General features: G+C 57.5%; 22 protein-coding genes. 17 read left to right on the top strand and 5 right to left on the bottom strand.

Going from position 1 to position 19,619, the window contains the following annotated elements; genetic code table 11:
* The first annotated feature begins 47 nt into the window (after window positions 1–47).
* Together ftsB and ispD are read left to right on the top strand one after the other, a co-directional pair.
* On the top strand, window positions 48–326 hold the full coding sequence (ftsB, locus tag RYC18_RS16725) for a cell division protein FtsB (protein ID WP_002554710.1): 279 nt from the start codon (window positions 48–50) through the stop codon (window positions 324–326).
* A gap of 13 nt (window positions 327–339) precedes the next feature.
* Window positions 340–1,050, top strand: coding sequence for a 2-C-methyl-D-erythritol 4-phosphate cytidylyltransferase (gene ispD / locus RYC18_RS16730; RefSeq protein WP_004657939.1), 711 nt, complete (start codon window positions 340–342; stop codon window positions 1,048–1,050).
* On the opposite strand, the gene RYC18_RS16735 is transcribed toward ispD, so the two are convergent.
* Window positions 1,051–1,941 (bottom strand): LysR family transcriptional regulator, encoded by an 891-nt coding sequence (locus RYC18_RS16735; RefSeq protein WP_183132721.1) that lies wholly within the window; start codon window positions 1,939–1,941, stop codon window positions 1,051–1,053.
* Window positions 1,942–2,051: 110 nt separating this feature from the next.
* Between RYC18_RS16735 and RYC18_RS16740 the strand changes: the two genes are divergently transcribed.
* The 8 genes from RYC18_RS16740 to rpoS all read left to right on the top strand — a co-directional run bounded on the left by RYC18_RS16740 (window position 2,052) and on the right by rpoS (window position 9,266).
* Window positions 2,052–3,164 carry an S-(hydroxymethyl)glutathione dehydrogenase/class III alcohol dehydrogenase gene (locus RYC18_RS16740; RefSeq protein WP_004666019.1) on the top strand — a complete coding sequence of 371 codons (1,113 nt, stop codon included), beginning with the start codon at window positions 2,052–2,054 and terminating at the stop codon, window positions 3,162–3,164.
* Window positions 3,165–3,239: 75 nt separating this feature from the next.
* Window positions 3,240–4,085: an S-formylglutathione hydrolase gene (fghA, locus tag RYC18_RS16745; RefSeq protein ID WP_005733317.1), complete on the top strand. Its 846-nt coding sequence runs from the start codon at window positions 3,240–3,242 to the stop codon at window positions 4,083–4,085.
* Between the two features lie 52 nt (window positions 4,086–4,137).
* On the top strand, window positions 4,138–4,611 hold the full coding sequence (gene ispF, locus RYC18_RS16750) for a 2-C-methyl-D-erythritol 2,4-cyclodiphosphate synthase (protein ID WP_002554705.1): 474 nt from the start codon (window positions 4,138–4,140) through the stop codon (window positions 4,609–4,611).
* Complete coding sequence (gene truD, locus RYC18_RS16755) at window positions 4,608–5,666, top strand: tRNA pseudouridine(13) synthase TruD (RefSeq protein WP_010201444.1); 1,059 nt, start codon at window positions 4,608–4,610, stop codon at window positions 5,664–5,666. Before ispF ends, truD begins: the two co-directional genes overlap by 4 nt.
* On the top strand, window positions 5,654–6,403 hold the full coding sequence (surE, locus tag RYC18_RS16760) for a 5'/3'-nucleotidase SurE (RefSeq protein ID WP_005743445.1): 750 nt from the start codon (window positions 5,654–5,656) through the stop codon (window positions 6,401–6,403). The genes truD and surE overlap by 13 nt, the downstream gene beginning before the upstream one ends.
* A gap of 41 nt (window positions 6,404–6,444) precedes the next feature.
* On the top strand, window positions 6,445–7,080 hold the full coding sequence (locus RYC18_RS16765) for a protein-L-isoaspartate(D-aspartate) O-methyltransferase (protein ID WP_002554702.1): 636 nt from the start codon (window positions 6,445–6,447) through the stop codon (window positions 7,078–7,080).
* Between the two features lie 208 nt (window positions 7,081–7,288).
* Complete coding sequence (locus RYC18_RS16770) at window positions 7,289–8,155, top strand: peptidoglycan DD-metalloendopeptidase family protein (RefSeq protein WP_002554701.1); 867 nt, start codon at window positions 7,289–7,291, stop codon at window positions 8,153–8,155.
* A 103-nt stretch (window positions 8,156–8,258) separates the two neighbouring features.
* A complete protein-coding gene (rpoS, locus tag RYC18_RS16775) occupies window positions 8,259–9,266 on the top strand; it encodes an RNA polymerase sigma factor RpoS (protein WP_005733320.1) in 1,008 nt (335 codons plus the stop codon).
* Window positions 9,267–9,782: 516 nt separating this feature from the next.
* Here the strand turns inward: rpoS and fdxA are convergent.
* The gene (gene fdxA / locus RYC18_RS16780) at window positions 9,783–10,106 is read right to left on the bottom strand and encodes a ferredoxin FdxA (protein WP_004657930.1); all 324 of its coding nucleotides are present in this window, start codon (window positions 10,104–10,106) and stop codon (window positions 9,783–9,785) included.
* 259 nt (window positions 10,107–10,365) lie between these two features.
* A complete protein-coding gene (mutS, locus tag RYC18_RS16785) occupies window positions 10,366–12,933 on the bottom strand; it encodes a DNA mismatch repair protein MutS (RefSeq protein ID WP_162491500.1) in 2,568 nt (855 codons plus the stop codon).
* A 273-nt stretch (window positions 12,934–13,206) separates the two neighbouring features.
* On the opposite strand from mutS, the gene RYC18_RS16790 reads away from it, so the two are divergent.
* The 4 genes from RYC18_RS16790 (at window position 13,207) to recX (ending at window position 15,550) form a co-directional block, all read left to right on the top strand.
* On the top strand, window positions 13,207–13,335 hold the full coding sequence (locus RYC18_RS16790; RefSeq protein ID WP_255872123.1) for a hypothetical protein: 129 nt from the start codon (window positions 13,207–13,209) through the stop codon (window positions 13,333–13,335).
* A gap of 68 nt (window positions 13,336–13,403) precedes the next feature.
* Complete coding sequence (locus tag RYC18_RS16795; RefSeq protein WP_005743449.1) at window positions 13,404–13,919, top strand: CinA family protein; 516 nt, start codon at window positions 13,404–13,406, stop codon at window positions 13,917–13,919.
* Window positions 13,920–14,012: 93 nt separating this feature from the next.
* The gene (gene recA, locus RYC18_RS16800; RefSeq protein WP_004657925.1) at window positions 14,013–15,077 is read left to right on the top strand and encodes a recombinase RecA; all 1,065 of its coding nucleotides are present in this window, start codon (window positions 14,013–14,015) and stop codon (window positions 15,075–15,077) included.
* A gap of 5 nt (window positions 15,078–15,082) precedes the next feature.
* Window positions 15,083–15,550: a recombination regulator RecX gene (gene recX / locus RYC18_RS16805; protein WP_005743450.1), complete on the top strand. Its 468-nt coding sequence runs from the start codon at window positions 15,083–15,085 to the stop codon at window positions 15,548–15,550.
* A 4-nt stretch (window positions 15,551–15,554) separates the two neighbouring features.
* On the opposite strand, the gene RYC18_RS16810 is transcribed toward recX, so the two are convergent.
* Both RYC18_RS16810 and RYC18_RS16815 read right to left on the bottom strand, forming a co-directional pair.
* A complete protein-coding gene (locus tag RYC18_RS16810; RefSeq protein ID WP_002554686.1) occupies window positions 15,555–16,676 on the bottom strand; it encodes an LOG family protein in 1,122 nt (373 codons plus the stop codon).
* 193 nt (window positions 16,677–16,869) lie between these two features.
* Window positions 16,870–17,286, bottom strand: coding sequence for a quorum-sensing-regulated virulence factor family protein (locus RYC18_RS16815; protein ID WP_002554685.1), 417 nt, complete (start codon window positions 17,284–17,286; stop codon window positions 16,870–16,872).
* Window positions 17,287–17,565: 279 nt separating this feature from the next.
* Here RYC18_RS16815 and RYC18_RS16820 point away from each other — a divergent pair, with 279 nt between their 5' ends.
* From RYC18_RS16820 to RYC18_RS16830, 3 genes are all read left to right on the top strand, one after another.
* Entirely contained in the window at window positions 17,566–18,276 is a 711-nt protein-coding gene (locus tag RYC18_RS16820) for a tRNA-uridine aminocarboxypropyltransferase (RefSeq protein ID WP_002554684.1), read from the top strand.
* A 245-nt stretch (window positions 18,277–18,521) separates the two neighbouring features.
* On the top strand, window positions 18,522–19,169 hold the full coding sequence (gene erdR / locus RYC18_RS16825) for a response regulator transcription factor ErdR (protein ID WP_002554683.1): 648 nt from the start codon (window positions 18,522–18,524) through the stop codon (window positions 19,167–19,169).
* Between the two features lie 83 nt (window positions 19,170–19,252).
* Window positions 19,253–19,618 carry a diacylglycerol kinase gene (locus RYC18_RS16830; RefSeq protein WP_002554682.1) on the top strand — a complete coding sequence of 122 codons (366 nt, stop codon included), beginning with the start codon at window positions 19,253–19,255 and terminating at the stop codon, window positions 19,616–19,618.
* Window position 19,619 lies beyond the last annotated feature (1 nt).

The raw sequence follows: 19,619 nt of genomic DNA on the forward strand, positions 1-19,619 counted from the left end.
GTTCACGTTGGCTCTGCTGTCTTTTTTACTGGGTACCTGATATTTCAATGCGCAGTCCTAACTGGTTGTTCCTCGTCCTGCTCCTGTTGCTGGCTGGCTTGCAGTACCGCCTTTGGGTCGGTAACGGAAGCCTTGCGCAAGTGGCCAGCCTGACTCAGCAGATTGCCGACCAGCACGCTGAGAATGAGGTGCTGCTGGAGCGCAACCGCGTGCTTGATGCCGAGGTCATGGAGTTGAAAAAGGGTCTGGAAACCGTCGAAGAACGTGCCCGACATGAACTCGGCATGGTCAAGGACGGCGAAACCCTTTACCAGCTCGCGCAATAATCAAGTTGGTGCCATGAAAGACTTTCTTCCTGCCTTCTGGGCAGTGATACCTGCAGCGGGCATTGGTGCTCGCATGGCAGCTGACCGTCCCAAGCAATATTTGCAACTGGGCGGCCTGACAATTCTTGAACACAGCCTGCTTTGCTTTCTCGATCACCCTCGGCTCAAGGGCCTGGTGATCAGTCTGGCTGTGGACGACCCTTACTGGGCTGCATTGCCCTGCGCTAAAGATGCCCGCATTCAGCGAGTGGATGGCGGCAGCGAGCGTTCAGGCTCGGTGCTCAATGCGCTTCTGCATCTGCATGCTCAGGGCGCGAGCGACAATGACTGGGTGCTTGTGCATGACGCTGCGCGCCCTAATCTGGCGCGTAGTGATCTGGATAATCTGCTCGGCGAGCTGGCTGACGACCCGGTTGGCGGCCTGCTGGCCGTACCGGCCCGGGATACCCTCAAACGTGCCGACAGCAGTGGTCGCGTGCTTGAAACCGTGGACCGGAGCCTGATCTGGCAAGCATTCACGCCGCAGATGTTTCGTCTTGGGGCCCTGCATCGCGCCTTGGCGGACAGTCTGGTGTCGAATGTGAGCATCACCGATGAAGCATCGGCGATCGAGTGGGCAGGGCAGTCGCCGCGACTGGTCGAAGGGCGGTCCGATAACATCAAGGTCACTCGCCCCGAGGATCTTGAATGGTTGCGTCAACGCCGCACTGAGTTCGGTCGCTGACTACTGGCGGTACTCATCGCGCATCGCCAAGCCTTCTTTAAGATAGTCCACCAGCTTGCGCACCTTGGGCGACAGGTGCCTTTGCTGAGGATAAAGCGCCCAGACGGCAGTATTGGGCGGTTGATGGGCTTCCAGCAATGAAACCAGCGTTCCATCGTTGAGGTGTTTCTGCACGTAATAGTCCGGCAACTGACACAGGCCGACCCCATGCAACGCGGCATCCAGCACCGCCTGGCCGCTGTTGCAGCGCCAGTTGCCTTGCACTCTCTGAGAGAACTCGCGGCCATTCTGCTGAAGCTGCCAGGTATCGCTGCCCCCGACCAGACAGTTGTGGCGATTCAGCTCCGACAGGCTGTGAGGTCGTCCATAGCGTTCAATGTAGGAAGGCGAAGCACACAGATACATTTGCCGTGGCGCGAGGCGAGTTGCAACCATGCGCGAATCCTGTAGCCGGCCAAGGCGAATCGCCAGATCCATCCCTTCATGCACCAGATCGAGCGTCTCATTGCTCAGCTCGATGTCGACCCGCAAGTGCGGATACAGGTCCATGAAGCGTGTCACCAGGGGCGTGATGAAGCGCTCGCCATAAGCCACAGCGCAGGTCATGCGCAGCAACCCTTTCGGCTCGCTGGCCAGATCGCCTACAGCGCGCAGTGCTTCTTCGCGGCCGTCCTGCAAACGTTGGCAGTGATGCAAAAAAGTTTGACCAGCCTCGGTCAGCGCGACCTTGCGCGTGCTGCGATAAAGCAAACGGGTTTGCAGTCGTTCTTCAAGGCGCACGATCTGACGGCTGATATGTGACGAGGAAACCCCAAGCCTTTGTGCAGCCGCTGTGAACTGGCCGCATTCAGCGACCGCAACGAATTCGTCCAGACCTTCCCAGCGATTGATGTGCATGGATTATCCCTGTACAGCATTAATGTTTTGCTTTTGGCCGTATTACTCGCCAATTGGCACTGTACTACACTGCATACCTTGTTTTTACCCGTCGGAGAAGTTTGATGATCAAGTCGCGCGCTGCTGTCGCTTTTGAAGCCAAAAAGCCATTGGAGATCGTTGAAGTCGATGTCGCCATGCCCAAGGCGGGAGAAGTGCTGCTCAGAGTAGTGGCCTCCGGCGTCTGCCATACCGATGCCTACACACTTTCAGGTGCCGATCCCGAGGGGATTTTCCCGTCGATTCTCGGTCATGAAGGCGGTGCGATTGTCGAAGCCATTGGCGAAGGTGTCACCTCTGTCGCGGTCGGTGATCACGTTATTCCGCTGTACACCCCGGAATGCCGCCAGTGCAAATTCTGCCGTTCGGGCAAGACCAACCTGTGTCAGGCGATTCGTGCCACGCAGGGTAAAGGCCTGATGCCGGATGGCACCACGCGTTTTTCCTACAAGGGCGAGCCGATTTTCCACTACATGGGCACTTCGACCTTCTCCGAATACACCGTACTGCCGGAAATCTCGGTGGCCAAAATCGACAAGCAGGCACCGCTGGAAAAAGTCTGCCTGCTGGGTTGTGGTGTCACCACCGGTATCGGTGCGGTGCTCAACACTGCCAAGGTCAAGCCTGGCGATACAGTAGCGATCTTCGGTCTGGGCGGTATCGGTCTCTCAGCGTTGATCGGCGCGGTCAAAGCCAAAGCGTCTCGAATCATCGCCATCGATATCAACCCGGCCAAGTTCGAGATCGCCAAACAGTTGGGCGCGACTGACTGCGTCAATCCGAAAGATTTCGACCGTCCTATTCAGGAAGTCATTGTTGACATGACCGATGGCGGCGTCGACTTCTCGTTTGAGTGCATCGGTAATGTGCAACTGATGCGTGCAGCACTGGAATCCTGCCACAAGGGCTGGGGCGAGTCGGTCATCATCGGCGTGGCCGGTGCCGGTCAGGAAATCTCTACCCGTCCGTTCCAGCTGGTGACAGGACGCGTATGGCGCGGTTCGGCATTTGGTGGCGTGCGTGGCCGCACCGAACTGCCAAGCTATGTCGACATGGCGCAGACCGGTGAAATCCCCCTGGACACGTTCATCACCCATACCATGGGCCTGGAAGACATCAACAAGGCGTTCGACCTGATGCATGAAGGCAAAAGCATCCGCACCGTCATTCATTTTTGAGGAGCAGCGGCAAGCGGCAAGCACGAAGATTTGTTACATGCTTGTAGCTTGCCGCTTGCAACTGGAGGAAGCGACATGCCTTTGGAAAATATTTCCTGCCAGAAAAGCTTCGGCGGCTGGCACAAGCGTTACAAACACCACTCTCAAGTACTGGGTTGTGACATGGTGTTTGCGGTCTATCTGCCGCCCCAGGCAGAGCAGGGCAGCAAGCTCCCGGTGCTGTACTGGTTGTCCGGTCTGACCTGCACCGACGAGAACTTCATGCAGAAAGCCGCAGCTCACCGGCTTGCGGCCGAGCTGGGCATTATTATCGTGGCACCTGACACCAGCCCGCGCGGTGCCGACGTAGCAGACGACCCTGAAGGTGCCTGGGACTTCGGTCAAGGGGCGGGCTTCTATCTCAATGCCACCGAACAGCCATATGCGCGACATTACCAGATGCATGATTACGTCGTCAGGGAGCTGCCAGCCCTTATCGAAGAGCACTTCCCGGCGTCAGAGGCGCGCAGTATCAGCGGGCACTCGATGGGCGGGCATGGGGCGCTGGTCTGCGCACTGCGCAATCCCGGTCGCTACAGGTCGGTATCGGCGTTCTCGCCGATCAGCAATCCGATTGACTGCCCGTGGGGGCAAAAGGCGTTCTCCCGTTATCTGGGTGAAGACCGTTCGCGTTGGCGCGAGTGGGATGCCAGTGTGTTGATTGGGCAAGCGTCGGAAAAACTGCCGACGCTGGTGGATCAGGGTGATCGTGATGACTTTCTGGTCAATCAGCTCAAGCCTGAAGTTCTGGTTCAGGCCGCCAAGGCTGCGAACTATCCGCTGACCTTGCGGATGCAGCCAGGTTATGACCACAGCTATTTCTTCATCGCCAGCTTCATCGAAGACCATCTAAGGCATCACGCTGAAGCCTTGAACAGCTAACGAGCGCCAAAGCAGGTAGAATCACGCCCTGACTTTTTTCAGGGCGTTTTTTATGCGTATTGGCCATGGCTATGATGTGCACCGTTTCGCTGAAGGCGACTTCATTACCTTGGGCGGCGTGCGGATTGCACACGGGTTCGGCCTGCTGGCCCATTCCGATGGCGATGTCCTGCTGCATGCCCTGAGCGATGCGCTCCTGGGGGCCGCGGCACTGGGTGATATCGGCAAGCACTTTCCTGACACCGATCCGCAGTTCAAAGGTGCCGACAGCCGCGTGCTGCTGCGTCATGTCCTCAAGCAGATCCACGGCAAAGGCTGGAAAGTCGGTAATGTCGACGCCACCATTGTTGCCCAGGCACCGAAAATGGCACCGCATATCGATGCCATGCGTGCCTTGATCGCTGAAGATCTACAGGTTGAGCTGGACCAGGTGAACGTGAAAGCGACAACGACAGAAAAACTCGGCTTTACCGGACGTGAAGAAGGCATCGCGGTGCATGCCGTTGCGTTGTTGCTGCGCGCATGAATGAACTTGAACTGCTTGGCCCCAGGGCCTACGGCGATGCACTGGGTCGTGCAGCCCTCAAGGCGACTGCCGAAGACTTTCAGGTCGACGAGGTGCTGGACATTCCGCTTTCAGGCGATGGCGAGCATTTATGGCTGTGGGTCGAAAAACGCGGCCTGAATACCGAAGAGGCGGCACGTCGGCTGGCCCGGGCCGCGGGGGTGCAGTTGCGTACGGTCAGCTATGCCGGTCTCAAGGACCGCCAGGCACTGACCCGCCAGTGGTTCAGCATTCAACTGCCGGGCAAGGCCGATCCTGATCTGTCGGCCGCGCAGGACGATACGCTGCAAATTCTCAAAAGCACTCGACACAAGCGCAAGCTACAACGCGGTGCTCACGCAGCGAATGGCTTTACGCTGCGGCTGACGCAACTGGACGCTGATACGGACGCTTTGAACCAGCGCCTTGAAATAATTGCCCGGCAGGGCATCCCCAACTACTTTGGTACGCAGCGTTTCGGTTATCAGGGCGGAAATCTTGGCGAGGCACGCGATTACGCTGCCCGCAAAGCGCTGCCTGAGCAACGTGCGGTGCGTTCGCGACTGTTATCAACGGCGCGCAGCTACCTGTTCAATCGGGTTCTGGCAGCCCGCGTTGCCGATGGCAGCTGGGAAAAGGCTCAGGTAGGGGATTTGCTCGCTTTCACCGACAGCCGCAGCTTTTTTCCGGCGGGTGTTGATGAGTGCAGCGATCCTCGGCTGGCGATTCTCGATCTGCACCCTACCGGGCCGCAGTGGGGTGAAGGCCCTTCGCCAGCCGGAGGCGCGACGGCAGAACTGGAAAATGCCATCGCCAATGATGAGTCTGCGTTGCGTGACTGGCTGGTCAGAGCGGGCATGGAGCACGAACGACGCATCCTGCGACTGCCCATTGGGCGGCTGACGTGGCATTATCCCGAGTCTGACATTCTGCAACTGGAATTCGTCCTTCCGCCCGGATGCTTCGCCACCGTTTTAGTGCGCGAACTCATTGATCTGGTGCCGGTTGGGCAGACGGACAGCCCATGCGTATTCTGATATCAAATGATGACGGGGTGAACGCGCCCGGTCTTGTCGCGCTCCATGCGGCGCTGGCGGACTATGCCGAGTGCGTGGTGATCGCCCCTGATCAGGACAAAAGCGGTGCCAGCAGTTCCCTGACACTCGACCGGCCCTTGCACCCACATGCACTGGCCAACGGCTTCATCAGTCTCAATGGTACGCCGACCGACTGCGTGCATCTGGGGATTCATGGGTTATTGGAGCATCAACCGGACATGGTGGTTTCAGGTATCAACCTGGGTGCCAATCTGGGCGACGATGTACTGTATTCCGGAACGGTCGCTGCAGCGCTCGAAGGGCGTTTTCTGCAGCGTCCGTCGTTTGCCTTTTCGTTTTTGTCACGTCAGCCGGATAATCTGGCGACGGCGGCGCATTATGCGCGTTTGCTGGTTGAGGCCCATGAGCAACTCGACCTGCCACCCCGCACGGTACTGAACGTGAATATTCCGAACCTGCCGCTTGAGCATATCCGCGGCATTCAACTGACCCGACTGGGGCACCGTGCCCGTGCTGCGGCGCCGGTAAAGGTTGTCGACCCGCGTGGTCGTGCCGGCTACTGGATTGCCGCTGCCGGCGATGTCGAGGACGGCGGTGCTGGCACCGACTTCCATGCGGTCATACAGGGTTATGTATCGATTACGCCGTTGCAGCTGGATCGAACTTATCAGGACGGATTCAGCAGCCTGAATACCTGGCTGGAGGGTCTTCGTTGATGTCGCGCGAGCAGGATGATCTATTGCGTCGCGGGATCGGGATGACCTCGCAGCGCACCCGTGAACGTCTGATCCAGCGCCTCTGCGAAGAGGGTATTTCCAACCAGCGGGTGCTGGACGTCATTCGCAAGACGCCCCGGCATCTGTTTGTCGATGAAGCGCTGGCGCATCGCGCTTATGAAGACACAGCGCTGCCCATCGGCCACAACCAGACGATTTCCCAGCCTTACATGGTCGCGCGGATGAGCGAGCTGCTATTGGCAGCAGGTCCGCTGGACAAGGTCATGGAGATCGGTACAGGGTCGGGCTACCAAACCGCGGTGCTGGCGCAGCTGGTGGAGCGTGTATTTTCGGTCGAGCGTATCAAAGTCCTTCAGGACCGCGCCAAGGAGCGTCTGGTCGAGCTCAATCTGCGTAATGTGGTTTTCCGCTGGGGCGACGGCTGGGAAGGCTGGCCTGCTCTGGCACCTTATAACGGCATCATCGTCACGGCAGTGGCAACCGACGTACCGCAGGCGCTGCTTGATCAACTGGCACCTGGAGGTCGGCTGGTCATACCGGTGGGTTCGGGAGAGGTTCAGCAATTGATGCTGATCATCCGTGAAGAAAACGGTTTTTCCCGGCACGTACTGGGGGCTGTGCGCTTCGTGCCACTGCTCAACGGGCCAATCGCGTGAAGATTGTCTGCGGTAAACAGTGAATTCTGGCTTCAGTCATTGGTCTACAGCGCGCGGCCCGGAATGTTGAATGGCCTGATGGCATCATTCCATGTAGCTGATTGATACATAACAACGTTTTTTCAACGGTTAATCACTGGCTGCCCGTCGCTATTACGGCACAATAGGCATCTTTTTTGAATTCAGTCACCAGTAAAGGGAGTGGCGGGTGAGTCTCACAGTCATTCAGCAGCTCAGGTCTTCAAGAAGTTATCAGCGTCTGGTGATTGGCATTGCTCTCAGTGTCCTTTTGGTCGGCTGCTCCAGCACGCCTTCAGGCGGTGTTCGTGTCGTTGATCGTAACGGTAATGCCGTTGCCCAGCGCCCGACGGTAACCACCGGCCAATACGTGGTCAGGCGCGGCGACACGCTTTTTTCTATTGCATTCCGTTACGGCTGGGACTGGAAAGCGCTGGCTGCCCGTAATCAGATCCCCGAGCCGTTTACCATCAAGCCAGGTCAGACAATTCGCTTTGACGGGCGCTCCTCTTCAACGCAGGACGTAGCGTCGACTTCTGGCGCAGGACGTCCGGTGACCTCTACATCAACCAGCACCAGCAGTTCCGGGTCCGTCAAAACTACGGTTATTTCCAAGCCTGTTGCGGTTGTACCTGTGGTAATACCTCCTTCTGCGACCACCGGGACAGGCCCGGCCGGCAAGTCTCCGACGGGTTGGACCTGGCCTTCGAGTGGCATTTTGATAGGAAAATTTTCCTCAAACGGCAGTTTGAATAAAGGAATTGATATCGCTGGTGATTTGGGACAGCCTGTTTTGGCAGCGTCTGATGGTTCAGTTGTTTACGCCGGAAGTGGATTACGGGGCTACGGCGAATTGATCATCATCAAACACAGCGATACCTACGTCAGTGCCTACGGTCATAATCGCAGGCTTTTGGTACGGGAAGGTCAACAGGTCAAGGCAGGGCAAACGATTGCCGAGATGGGGTCAACAGGAACTGACCGGGTGAAACTGCATTTTGAGATTCGCCGCCAAGGGAAACCTGTAGATCCATTGGGATTTTTGCCACGTCGTTGATAGTTGCCAGCCTGTTCCGGGCGTATTAGGAACAGGCTCAAGTGTTGCCATGGAATCAGGCGATACTGGAGCTTGAGGTCGAACTCACCAAAGGACTAAAACAATGGCTCTTGGCAACGAAGCGCCGGAGTTTGACATCGATGATGAAGTGCTCCTTATGGAAGCCGGCATTGTCCTGAAGGAAGCGTCAAACGAGAAGCAGCCACCCGCTGCCTCCGGACGCGCCAAGGTCAAGCATTCAACATCGCTCAAACAACACAAGTACATTGACTACACGCGGGCGCTTGATGCTACCCAGCTGTACCTCAATGAAATCGGTTTTTCCCCTCTGCTGTCCCCGGAAGAAGAAGTTCATTTTGCGCGTCTGTCGCAAAGTGGAGACCCGGCCGGGCGCAAGCGCATGATTGAAAGCAATCTGCGTCTGGTAGTGAAAATTGCCAGACGCTATGTCAATCGTGGGCTGTCATTGCTTGACCTGATCGAGGAGGGCAACCTGGGGTTGATTCGGGCGGTTGAAAAATTCGACCCTGAACGAGGCTTTCGTTTTTCTACCTACGCCACCTGGTGGATTCGTCAGACCATCGAACGCGCGATCATGAATCAGACCCGGACCATCCGGCTGCCGATTCACGTCGTCAAGGAGCTGAACGTTTATCTACGCGCGGCCCGAGAACTCACCCAGAAGCTGGATCACGAACCTTCTCCCGAAGAAATTGCCAATCTGCTGGAAAAACCGGTAGGTGAAGTCAAGCGCATGCTCGGCCTCAACGAGCGTGTCTCTTCGGTGGACGTCTCGCTGGGGCCTGATTCGGACAAGACCCTGCTCGACACCTTGACCGACGATCGTCCAACCGACCCCTGTGAGCTACTGCAGGACGATGACCTGTCCCAGAGCATCGATCAATGGTTGTCTGAGTTGACCGAGAAGCAGCGCGAGGTCGTCATCCGCCGCTTTGGCTTGCGCGGGCATGAAAGCAGCACACTTGAAGATGTAGGGCTTGAGATCGGTCTGACGCGTGAGCGGGTCAGGCAGATCCAGGTTGAAGGGCTTAAGCGCCTGCGTGAGATCCTTGAAAAGAACGGGCTGTCCAGCGAGTCTCTCTTTCAGTAACCATCTCTTCGTAACGTCAATCCAGGGCCGATATAACACAGACTGTGTATATCGGCCTTTTTATATGTCTTTCGTCATTTGAATGTCGTAGGTCAATGTGTCTGTTCGGCCTTTCAGCTTTCAAAGCCTGTAAGTCATTGCGTACGGTTGCTGTAAGTCATTCAGGTAACAAGAGTGAGGCTTGTCGCCAAACAGCTGCGTTTTAGGATTTAACACCTTGTTTTAAATGGAAATTATATTTTCGAAGGCGACTGCCATGGAAATATCCTGGAGCGTTTGAGGTGTTGCTCTGCCGGGGTAAATCTCTAATATCGAAGCTGTGCCAACGGACAGGCACAGGCCATCAAGGACGACGGTCAAGGACATCGCGGGATGCGATTCATCAGGATGATGACCAGGGAATACAGGGATCAGGGATAAAATGTGGGCGGGTCATACCGCCCCTTTTTTTGTCTGCAGAAAACCGGACTGTCCAACAAAAAAGGCCCTCTAGAGGGCCTTTTTTCTGTATGGAATCTAGCGTTCCAGATCAGCGATCTTGCCGGGTTTGCCATCCCACTCTGCCGCATCCGGCATAGCGTCTTTCTTTTCGGTGATATTGGGCCAGACTTCGGCAAGCTCAGCGTTGAGCTCGATGAAGTTTTCCATGCCAGCGGGAATCTCGTCTTCCGAGTAAATGGCCACGGCAGGGCACTCAGGCTCGCAGAGCGCGCAGTCGATACACTCGTCCGGGTGGATCACCAGGAAATTCGGGCCTTCGTAAAAGCAGTCCACCGGACAGACTTCTACGCAGTCGGTGTACTTGCACTTGATGCAGTTGTCGGTGACGACGAAGGTCATTTCTAATTTTCTCCTCAGGCGGCTGCGGCAGAGCCCTTCCAGACAGGGGTGCCAGGTTCGGGAGGTTTCCCGGCCCTATGAAAACACGTGCTTTTGGTGGGTGGCCTTGAAGCGGTAAGACTGCGTCGTCTGCTACCTGTCCCTGCCACCTACCGATGGTTCGCTGCATTTTCACGCGGCTCGAAAAACGCCTCGACCAGGCTAAAAGCCGAGAGCGTCCCAAACCGCGCGGGATTCTAACAGTATGTAACGCTTCGCGTCACAGGCGAGTTTGCAATGTGTATAGCAAATCCAGCGCCTGCCGCGGGGTCATATCGTCGACCTTGACCTTCGACAGCTCGTCGAGCACCGGGTGCGGCAGACTTGCGAACATATCGCTCTGCTGCGGGACTGCGGGCTTGCCGGGTTTGGCGCGCGGCTGCTCGTGCGGCAGGCTGGTGGTTTCCAGACGCTGCAAGTGTTCCTTGGCGCGGCTGATGACCTTGCCCGGCACGCCGGCCAGTTGCGCCACGGCCAGACCGTAGCTCTGGCTCGCAGGCCCTGGCAGTACGCGGTGCAGGAAAACGATCCGCTCGTTATGCTCAGTGGCGTTCAGGTGCACATTGCTCACCAGCGGTTCGCTTTCCGGCAGCACTGTCAGCTCGAAATAGTGCGTCGCGAACAGTGTATAAGCACGCAGTTGCGCCAGACATTCCGCCGCTGCCCAAGCCAGCGAAAGGCCGTCGAAGGTACTGGTGCCACGTCCGACTTCGTCCATCAGCACCAGGCTTTTGTCAGTGGCATTGTGCAGGATGTTTGCCGTTTCGCTCATTTCGACCATGAACGTCGAGCGTCCACCGGCCAGGTCGTCGCTGGAGCCGATACGGGTGAAGATCCGGTCGACCAACGACAGTTCGCAGCTGGCAGCGGGCACGAAACTGCCGATATGCGCCAGCAGTACAATCAGCGCCGTCTGACGCATATAGGTCGATTTACCGCCCATGTTCGGGCCGGTAATGACCAGCATGCGCGTGCTGTCGTCCAGCGCCAGGTCGTTGGCGACAAACGGGGTACTCAGTACCTGCTCTACGACCGGGTGACGGCCCTGCTCGATGCGCATGCAGGGTTCGGCAACGAACCGTGGGCAGTTGAGGTCCAGATTCAGCGCGCGCTCCGCAAGGTTGCTCAGCACGTCCAGCTCAGCCAGCGCCGCTGCCGTGTCCTGCAGCGGCGCTAGATGGCCGATCAGGTCTTCAAGCAGCGCTTCGTAGAGCATCTTTTCACGTGCCAGTGCGCGGCTTTTGGCCGACAACGCCTTGTCTTCGAATTCCTTGAGCTCGGGCGTGATAAAGCGCTCGGCCCCCTTGAGGGTCTGGCGGCGTATGTAATCAGCCGGGGCCTGCTCGGCCTGTTTGCTCGGCAACTCGATGAAGTAGCCGTGCACGCGGTTGTAACCGACTTTCAGGTTGGCAAGACCGGTACGGGCCTTTTCGCGGGCTTCCAGATCGATCAGGAACTGACCGGCGTTTTCACTCAGCGATTGCAGATCATCCAGCTCAGCGTCGTAACCAGTCTTCAGAACACCGCCGTCGCGTATCACGGCAGGCGGATTGTCGATGATCGCGCGCTGCAGCAGATCAGCGAGTTCCGGATAGATGCTGGCGGTCTGCGCAAGTTGTTGCAGGTGCGGCGCTTCAAGATCGGTCATCGCCTGTTGCAGTTCGGGCAGAGCGCTCAGGGCATCGCGCAGACGGGCAAGGTCCCGTGGCCGAGCGTTACGCAGGCCGATACGCGCCAGAATCCGCTCGATGTCGCCGATTTCCTTGAGCTGCGGCTGCAGGTTCTCGAAGCGGTAGCGCTCCAGAAAGCAGGTAATGGACGTCTGGCGTGCCTGAAGAATCGTCAGGTCGCGCAACGGCCGGTTCAGCCAGCGGGTCAGCAGCCGCGTTCCCATCGCCGTCTGGCAACGGTCCATGACCGATTGCAGCGTATTGTCGCGGCCACCGGACAGGTTGGTGTCCAGCTCAAGGTTGCGCCGACTGGCGGCATCGAGGATTACCGTATCGTCGAGGCGTTCGTGGCGCAGGCTGCGCAAGTGGGGCAGGGCGGTACGCTGGGTTTCCTTGGCGTAGCTGAGCAGGCAGCCCGCAGCACCGATGGCGAGTGTCAGGTTTTCGCAACCAAAACCCTTCAGGTCCTGGGTTGAAAACTGCTGACACAGACTTTTATGGGCTGAGTCGCGCTCGAAATCCCACGGCGCACGACGTCGCGCACCACGGCGTTTTTCGGCAGGCAGACCTTGCGGCCAGTCGTCCGGAATCAACAGCTCGACCGGGTTGATGCGTTCAAGCTCGGCCAGCAGGTTCTCCCAGCCCTTGATCTCCAGCACACTGAAGTTGCCGCTGGTGATATCCAGCACGGCGAGGCCGAACAGGCGTTCGTCACCCAGTACGGCGGCAATCAGGTTATCCCTGCGCTCATCGAGCAAGGCCTCGTCGCTGATGGTTCCGGGCGTAATGATGCGGACCACCTGACGATCCACCGGGCCCTTGCTGGTGGCCGGGTCGCCGATCTGCTCGCAGATCACGACCGATTCGCCCAGCTTAACCAGTTTGGCCAGATAGCCTTCGGCGGCGTGATAAGGAATCCCGCACATGGGGATGCTCTGGCCTGCCGACTGACCGCGCGCGGTCAGGGTGATGTCCAGCAACTTGGCGGCTTTCTTCGCATCTTCGTAGAAGATCTCGTAGAAATCGCCCATGCGATAAAACATCAGTTGATCCAGGTGCTGGTTTTTGAGTTTCCAGTACTGCTGCATCATCGGAGTATGTGAGGACAGGTCGGAAATTGCTTTATTCATCAGTGGCTTAGGCAAGTTCTTGAGAGGAGTGAGGCAACCTTGAGGCATGACGGGTGGTCCCTCCTTGAATCGAGGGGCGTCTGCCGGGTATGTGCGATGGTCGCAAGGTTATCACGCTCAATCATGCGGTGCAGTTAGAGCGTACCTTCCGCTTATTGGTGACCGGGCGTTTCCTGACAGCCATCAACCTCGATTTGGCGTATAGACTTTCATCGCTGCTACTCGATAACCGGGCGGCACGCTATAAAAAAGGACTTTTATATGAAAAACAAACGAGCAAGGGATTCCGTCAACGGTCGCTTCATCCCGCTGGAAGAAGCCAGAAAAAGGCCGAGAGAAACGACGGTCGAAACGGTCAAAAAGCCGGAACGCAGGAAAGATGCGCGATAAACCGGCAATGGCAGACCCGCTTCAAGGCGGCTGCCTTGTCTCAGGAATCACTTTTACAGGCTTCCAGCATGAATGAGGACACCGTGGACGAGATAACCGGGCTGGCCAATACGCTTGGCAGGCTTCTCGGCGCAATGAACGCTCAAGTGACCACCGCCGAATCCTGCACAGGAGGCGGAATCGCCGAAGCGATCACACGCATCGCCGGCAGCTCGGCGTGGTTCGAAGCGGGTTATGTGACTTATTCAAATGCCCAGAAGACTCGGCAATTGGGCGTGCCCGAGGCACTGTTCGTAGAGGCCGGGGCGGTCAGCCAGCCTGTTGTCGAAGCCATGGTGCGAGGTGCGCAGCGTGAAAGCGGCGCGCGATTCGCCGTCGCAGTCAGCGGTGTTGCAGGGCCTGGCGGTGGTTCGCCGGATAAACCGGTCGGTACCGTATGGCTGTGTTGGGGCAAGGATGACGCGCTTGTCGCACAGCGTCGCCAGTTCGATGGCGACCGGGATCAGGTCCGTCGACAGACGGTCGAAGCCGCGCTGCAAGGGCTTATACAGCTTGCGCGTGGAGAAATGCCAAAACAGGGGTAGGCGCGCGCTCATCGCTGTGGAATAATACTGTCTACTTATACAGGTGTTGTGGCCATCAAGGCCCTAATTGAATTTGATTACGTGAGGACTTCAATGGACGACAACAAGAAGAAAGCCTTGGCTGCGGCCTTGGGTCAGATCGAGCGTCAGTTCGGTAAAGGTGCCGTGATGCGCATGGGCGACCATGATCGCCAGGCTATTCCTGCCATCTCCACCGGTTCGCTGGGTCTGGATATCGCACTGGGCATCGGCGGTCTGCCGAAAGGCCGGATCGTGGAAATCTACGGTCCAGAGTCTTCCGGTAAAACCACGCTGACGTTGTCGGTTATCGCGCAAGCCCAGAAAATGGGTGCTACCTGTGCGTTTGTCGACGCCGAGCACGCGCTTGATCCGGAATACGCCGGCAAACTGGGCGTCAATGTCGACGACCTGCTGGTTTCGCAGCCGGATACCGGTGAGCAGGCGCTTGAAATCACCGACATGCTGGTACGTTCCAACGCCATCGACGTCATCGTTGTCGACTCCGTTGCTGCGCTGGTGCCTAAGGCAGAGATCGAAGGCGAAATGGGCGACATGCACGTGGGTCTGCAGGCGCGTCTGATGTCGCAGGCACTGCGCAAGATCACCGGCAACATCAAGAACGCCAACTGCCTGGTGATCTTCATCAACCAGATCCGCATGAAAATCGGCGTGATGTTCGGCAGCCCGGAAACCACTACCGGTGGTAACGCCCTGAAGTTCTACGCTTCGGTACGTCTGGACATCCGCCGTACAGGCGCAGTGAAAGAAGGCGACGAGGTTGTCGGCAGCGAAACCCGCGTCAAGGTCGTGAAGAACAAGGTGGCTCCGCCATTCCGTCAGGCCGAGTTCCAGATTCTTTACGGCAAGGGTATCTACCTGAACGGCGAAATCGTTGATCTGGCCGTGCTGCATGGCTTTGTCGAGAAGTCCGGTGCCTGGTACAGCTACCAAGGCAGCAAGATCGGTCAGGGTAAAGCCAACTCGGCCAAATTCCTGGCAGACAATCCGGAAATCTGCAAAGCGCTCGAGAAGCAGATTCGCGACAAGTTGCTCACCCCTGGTGTCGACACCAAAGCTGTCGGTTCCCGCGAAGCTGCCGTTGCTGACGATATGGCCGAAGCAGACGCTGATATCTGATAGTCATGCCTGTCGTACTTGATACACCTGTCGCCGTAAGGCGCACTGCAATGGACCTGCTCGCACGTCGCGAGCACGGTCGGGTCGAGCTGACGCGTAAACTGCGTCAGCGCGGCGCTCCCCCTGAGCTTATCGATGCAGCACTCGACCGTCTGGTCGAGGAAGGTTTGCTCTCCGAGTCCCGTTACCTTGAAAGCTTCGTTTCTTATCGGGCACGTTCGGGCTATGGCCCTGTTCGTATTCGAGAAGAGCTGAATCAGCGTGGCTTGCAGCGGGCCGACATTGAGCAGGCGCTCAGGGAATGTGGTGTGGATTGGCAGGAGAAGCTTCACGAGCTCTGGCAGCGCAAGTTTGCCGGTGCTTTGCCTGTTGATGCTCGTGAGCGAGCCAGGCAGGGAAGGTTTCTGAGTTATCGCGGCTATCCGCTGGATATGATCGGCCGCTTGTTAAGCGGCCGTGGCGGGGATGACTGAGGTATCAGAGCGTTTTCTGTGGCGCTTGATCCTGCGCGCCATCTCTTGTCGCTGAGGCGTCCTCCCAGTTTTCCTGTTGATTGATGTAGTCCACCAGTTCACGAAGCCTGCCCTGATTGCGTCCTGTGAAGGTAAACGCAAGTCGTGTCAGGTGACTGAATTGAACTTCATCGTGCTCCTCGCCCTGATAGCTGTGCTGATGAAAGTTTTCATTGATACACAGATCGGCGAAAGCTTCCTGCATGTGCTCCAGAGCCTTCGCGCTGAGCGCGTGGCGCATGCGGATCACAAACTTGTTCTTCAGCCAGCGGCTGGAGTGGAAGTTGCCATAAAACTGGTTGATCTCTTCCACGGCGTCATCGGCGCTGTAGACCAGTCTCATCAGTTTCATATCGGCTGGCAGAATGTAGTGGTTGTCCTGCAACTGGTTTTTGATGAAGTCCAGTGCACCTTGCCAGAAGCTGCCGCCAGGGGTGTCCAGTAACACGACGGGCACCAGAGGGCTTTTGCCGGTCTGTATCAATGTAAGCACTTCCAGCGCTTCGTCCAGGGTTCCAAACCCGCCTGGACACAGCACCAGTGCGTCGGCTTCCTTGACGAAGAACAGCTTGCGTGTGAAGAAGAAGTGGAAAGGCAGCAGGTTTTCCGTGCCCTCCACCGTAGGGTTGGCGTGCTGCTCAAAGGGCAGGGTAATGTTGAACCCCAGGCTGTGTTTCAGACCTGCACCTGCGTGGGCTGCCGCCATGATGCCGCCACCTGCGCCGGTGATGACCATCATGTCCGAGCGGGCAAGCTTTTCGCCCAGCTCTCTGGCCTGTGCGTAAAGGGGGTGCTCTTGAGGGGTGCGAGCAGAGCCGAATACGGTGACTTTGCGGCGGCCCTTGAAGCGCTCGAGCACCCGAAAGGCTTTGTCCAGTTCGCGCAGGGTTTGCAGCGTTATCTTGACGTCCCAGCGATTGCGGTCGTCCTGGGCCATGCGCAACACCGTGAGCATCATGTCGCGATACAGCGGCAGGTTTCTGGTACCAGGAGCAACCTCGTTGATGTGCTCTTCAATTTTGCTGGTCAGGTCGAGCCCGTTGCTTTGAAAGTGTCGGGATAGAAGATCGTCAGGTACATACGGCATTCGGGGTTTATCCTCCTGCAGAATCAATGGCCCGGTGGGGCGTGTTGAATCGATGATGTCCCGGTTTGCAGAGAAAGGCTACCCATTCCCTGTTCATTGCCAGGGCGGATTCGTTGCAGGATGTCTTGAGCGTTGCTGAACTGACGCGCCTGAGGGACAGGCGCGCGGGGAGGGGGCTACGTGCCGGGGTGGCTTACTTTTTCGGCTTTACAGTGCAATCCGACGCCTGAAAGGTCTGGGTCGCAACCGGGCGGTTGGTCTTGTACTCGGTGAACTGATACTTGAGGACGGCTCCCTTGGTCATCAACTGGCGGAAACCGTTGTTGTGGCAAACGCTGTTGCCCAACTGGTTGCGCATCACGTCCGGGTTGGCGCGCATTTGCTGAGCCTGACCTTCGCGTACGCTCAAGTGGTTGATCAATTCGTTGCCACTGACGGTATAGCCCTGATCGAGGATGTCTTCGTTGATCGCTCTTGGCGTGCCGACACTGCTTTCCTTAGCGACTTTTTCCAGCATCTTGCTGAGTTCGAACTCCTGTTTCGACGCCGCCTGGGCGCATAGCGGAGCAACGAGCAAAAGCGTAAGGGTGGGTACGATAAGGCGCAGCATTAAACTCTCCTGATTAAGTGGCTGGCCGTTGGACCAGCGACTTCAAAGTGCGTTCCGGGCAGCCCGCCGATAACGCGGGTTGCAATGGCGCAGCAGTATAGAGCAGGAGTCTTCATCGGGCCTAGGGGCTGTACCCGTTTCAACACGGTCTCTCTGACACGGGAACAGCCCGAGGACCGAAAGCGGGTTGAAGTGCCGGTGCTCTGATAAACTGCGCGGACTTTAATCCTGCCGAGTCTTTGTGGTGTCGATGTATTCCCCCCGCAGGCGTGTCCTGTAATGAGTCATGCCGTTTCCCGTCTGCGCGACGAGCGTCTGGCCCGCAGTACCAAGCCCTTTATTGCTCGCGGCTCGCGCGCGCCGCGCTGTCCGGATTGCCGGGTTATCTCCAGTTATTGCCTGTGCGCGTGGCGACCTGCCGTGACTGCTGAGTCAGGCATGTGCCTGCTGATGTACGACACCGAGCCTTTGAAGCCGACCAACACCGGCTGGCTGATCGCCGATGTCATCAAGGACACCCACGCCTTCGGCTGGTCGCGAATAGATGTCGACGAGCAATTGCTCGCCTTGCTGGACGATCCGCAGTGGCAGCCGTATATCGTTTTTCCCGGTGAATTCGTTGCCGAGGAGCGTGTGGTCAATAAGGTGTCGCGCATGGATGGCAAGCGCCCACTGTTCATTCTGCTGGATGCCACCTGGACCGAGGCGCGCAAGATGTTCCGCAAAAGCCCGTATCTGGAAAGGTTTCCGGTGTTGACGCTGGAGCCCGAGCAGATCTCGCGTTACCGTTTGCGCCGATCAAGGCGAGACGATCACTTCTGTACTGCCGAAGTCGCCGCGCTTTGTCTGGAGCTGGCCGGGGATACCTGCGCCAGTGGTGTACTGGATGCTTATCTGGATGTGTTCAGCGCTCATTATCTGGGTGCCAAGTACCTCAAGCCGATAGACCCCGACGACGCGGCCCACACTCATTTGAAGGCTTTTATTTGAAGGCTTTCTATCACGCAGTGTTGCGGATCTGCCCTGTATGGGCTAATTGCCATCCATGTTCTCGGGCAATGACGCTTCGCGCTTGACCGTCATGGTCTTGCTGGGCATGCTTGGCGCCGCCTGGAAGCCGATTCATCTTGTCTGGTGTGGCACCGACGCTCTTTTCGGGTTGTCGCGATGCGCATTCGCCAGTCTTGCTGGGTGGCCGATTCTGTCGGCCCTCACTATAAAAACAGGATCACTACATGACCTACGACATCCTGATCGCTGATGATCATCCCCTGTTTCGCAGTGCGCTGCATCAGGCGCTGAGCATTGGCCTGGGGCCTGAAGCGCGGCTCGTCGAGGCAGAAAGCATTGCCCAGCTTGAATCCCGTCTGGGAGAGAAGGCTGATTGGGATCTGGTTCTGCTGGACCTGAACATGCCAGGGGCTTATGGCTTCTCCGGGCTGGTCCTGTTGCGCGGCCAATATCCGCAGATACCGGTGGTGATGGTTTCGGCTCAGGAAGAGGCGTCGATAGTGGTGCGTTCCAGAGAGTTTGGTGCCAGCGGGTTCATTCCTAAATCCAGCCCCCTTGAAGTCATTCAGCAGGCGGTGCGCACCGTGCTCGATGGCGACGTCTGGTGGCCGCCGCAGGTCAATGAAGTGATCAGTGTTTCGGATGAAGCGAAGGCTGCAAGCGCTGGCCTTGCCAGCCTCACGCCCCAGCAGTTTCGAGTATTGACGATGGTCTGTGAGGGGCTGCTGAACAAGCAGATTGCCTCAGAACTCAGCGTCTCCGAAGCCACTATCAAGGCGCACGTCACGGCGATTTTCCGCAAGCTTGGCGTACGCACGCGAACTCAGGCAGCGTTGTTGTTACAGCAGCTTGAGTCCATCTCGTCCAGTTAACGGTGTTCAGGTTGCGAGCATTCACGCTTTTTTGACCTTTAGTGCCTTAGCTTTCCTCATCTTTTTTACACAGCAGCCTCTCTATGTCGCCCTTCAAAGGCCAAACCGGTCTAAAACGTATCCTCAATGCCGCAGGCTATTCTCTGGACGGTCTGTCAGCTGCTTTCAAAGGCGAAGCCGCTTTCCGCCAGCTGGTACTGCTTAACGTGGTGTTGGTCCCGCTATCGTTTTTCCTGCACGTCAGCAAGGCCGAGCATGCCTTGCTGGTCGCCGTTTGCCTGCTGGCCCTGATTGTAGAATTGCTCAACTCAGCTGTAGAGGCTGCCATCGACCGAATCTCTCTGGACCTGCACCCATTGTCCAAGAACGCCAAGGACATGGGCAGCGCTGCCCAGTTCATCGCCTTGAGCATGATCGCTCTGGTGTGGGGCATTGTGCTGCTGGGTTAGG

This window comes from Pseudomonas syringae group sp. 247E2 (assembly GCF_032587795.1).
Classification (GTDB): Bacteria; Pseudomonadota; Gammaproteobacteria; order Pseudomonadales; family Pseudomonadaceae; genus Aquipseudomonas; species Aquipseudomonas amygdali.

Coding starts and splice junctions, on each gene's coding strand:
- ftsB (WP_002554710.1), top strand. CDS start 48: ATGCGCAGTCCTAACTGGTTGTTCCTCGTCCTGCTCCTGTTGCTGGCT.
- ispD (WP_004657939.1), top strand. CDS start 340: ATGAAAGACTTTCTTCCTGCCTTCTGGGCAGTGATACCTGCAGCGGGC.
- RYC18_RS16740 (WP_004666019.1), top strand. CDS start 2,052: ATGATCAAGTCGCGCGCTGCTGTCGCTTTTGAAGCCAAAAAGCCATTG.
- fghA (WP_005733317.1), top strand. CDS start 3,240: ATGCCTTTGGAAAATATTTCCTGCCAGAAAAGCTTCGGCGGCTGGCAC.
- ispF (WP_002554705.1), top strand. CDS start 4,138: ATGCGTATTGGCCATGGCTATGATGTGCACCGTTTCGCTGAAGGCGAC.
- truD (WP_010201444.1), top strand. CDS start 4,608: ATGAATGAACTTGAACTGCTTGGCCCCAGGGCCTACGGCGATGCACTG.
- surE (WP_005743445.1), top strand. CDS start 5,654: ATGCGTATTCTGATATCAAATGATGACGGGGTGAACGCGCCCGGTCTT.
- RYC18_RS16765 (WP_002554702.1), top strand. CDS start 6,445: ATGACCTCGCAGCGCACCCGTGAACGTCTGATCCAGCGCCTCTGCGAA.
- rpoS (WP_005733320.1), top strand. CDS start 8,259: ATGGCTCTTGGCAACGAAGCGCCGGAGTTTGACATCGATGATGAAGTG.
- fdxA (WP_004657930.1), bottom strand. CDS start 10,106: ATGACCTTCGTCGTCACCGACAACTGCATCAAGTGCAAGTACACCGAC.
- RYC18_RS16790 (WP_255872123.1), top strand. CDS start 13,207: ATGAAAAACAAACGAGCAAGGGATTCCGTCAACGGTCGCTTCATCCCG.
- RYC18_RS16795 (WP_005743449.1), top strand. CDS start 13,404: ATGAATGAGGACACCGTGGACGAGATAACCGGGCTGGCCAATACGCTT.
- recA (WP_004657925.1), top strand. CDS start 14,013: ATGGACGACAACAAGAAGAAAGCCTTGGCTGCGGCCTTGGGTCAGATC.
- recX (WP_005743450.1), top strand. CDS start 15,083: ATGCCTGTCGTACTTGATACACCTGTCGCCGTAAGGCGCACTGCAATG.
- RYC18_RS16810 (WP_002554686.1), bottom strand. CDS start 16,676: ATGCCGTATGTACCTGACGATCTTCTATCCCGACACTTTCAAAGCAAC.
- RYC18_RS16815 (WP_002554685.1), bottom strand. CDS start 17,286: ATGCTGCGCCTTATCGTACCCACCCTTACGCTTTTGCTCGTTGCTCCG.
- RYC18_RS16820 (WP_002554684.1), top strand. CDS start 17,566: ATGAGTCATGCCGTTTCCCGTCTGCGCGACGAGCGTCTGGCCCGCAGT.
- erdR (WP_002554683.1), top strand. CDS start 18,522: ATGACCTACGACATCCTGATCGCTGATGATCATCCCCTGTTTCGCAGT.
- RYC18_RS16830 (WP_002554682.1), top strand. CDS start 19,253: ATGTCGCCCTTCAAAGGCCAAACCGGTCTAAAACGTATCCTCAATGCC.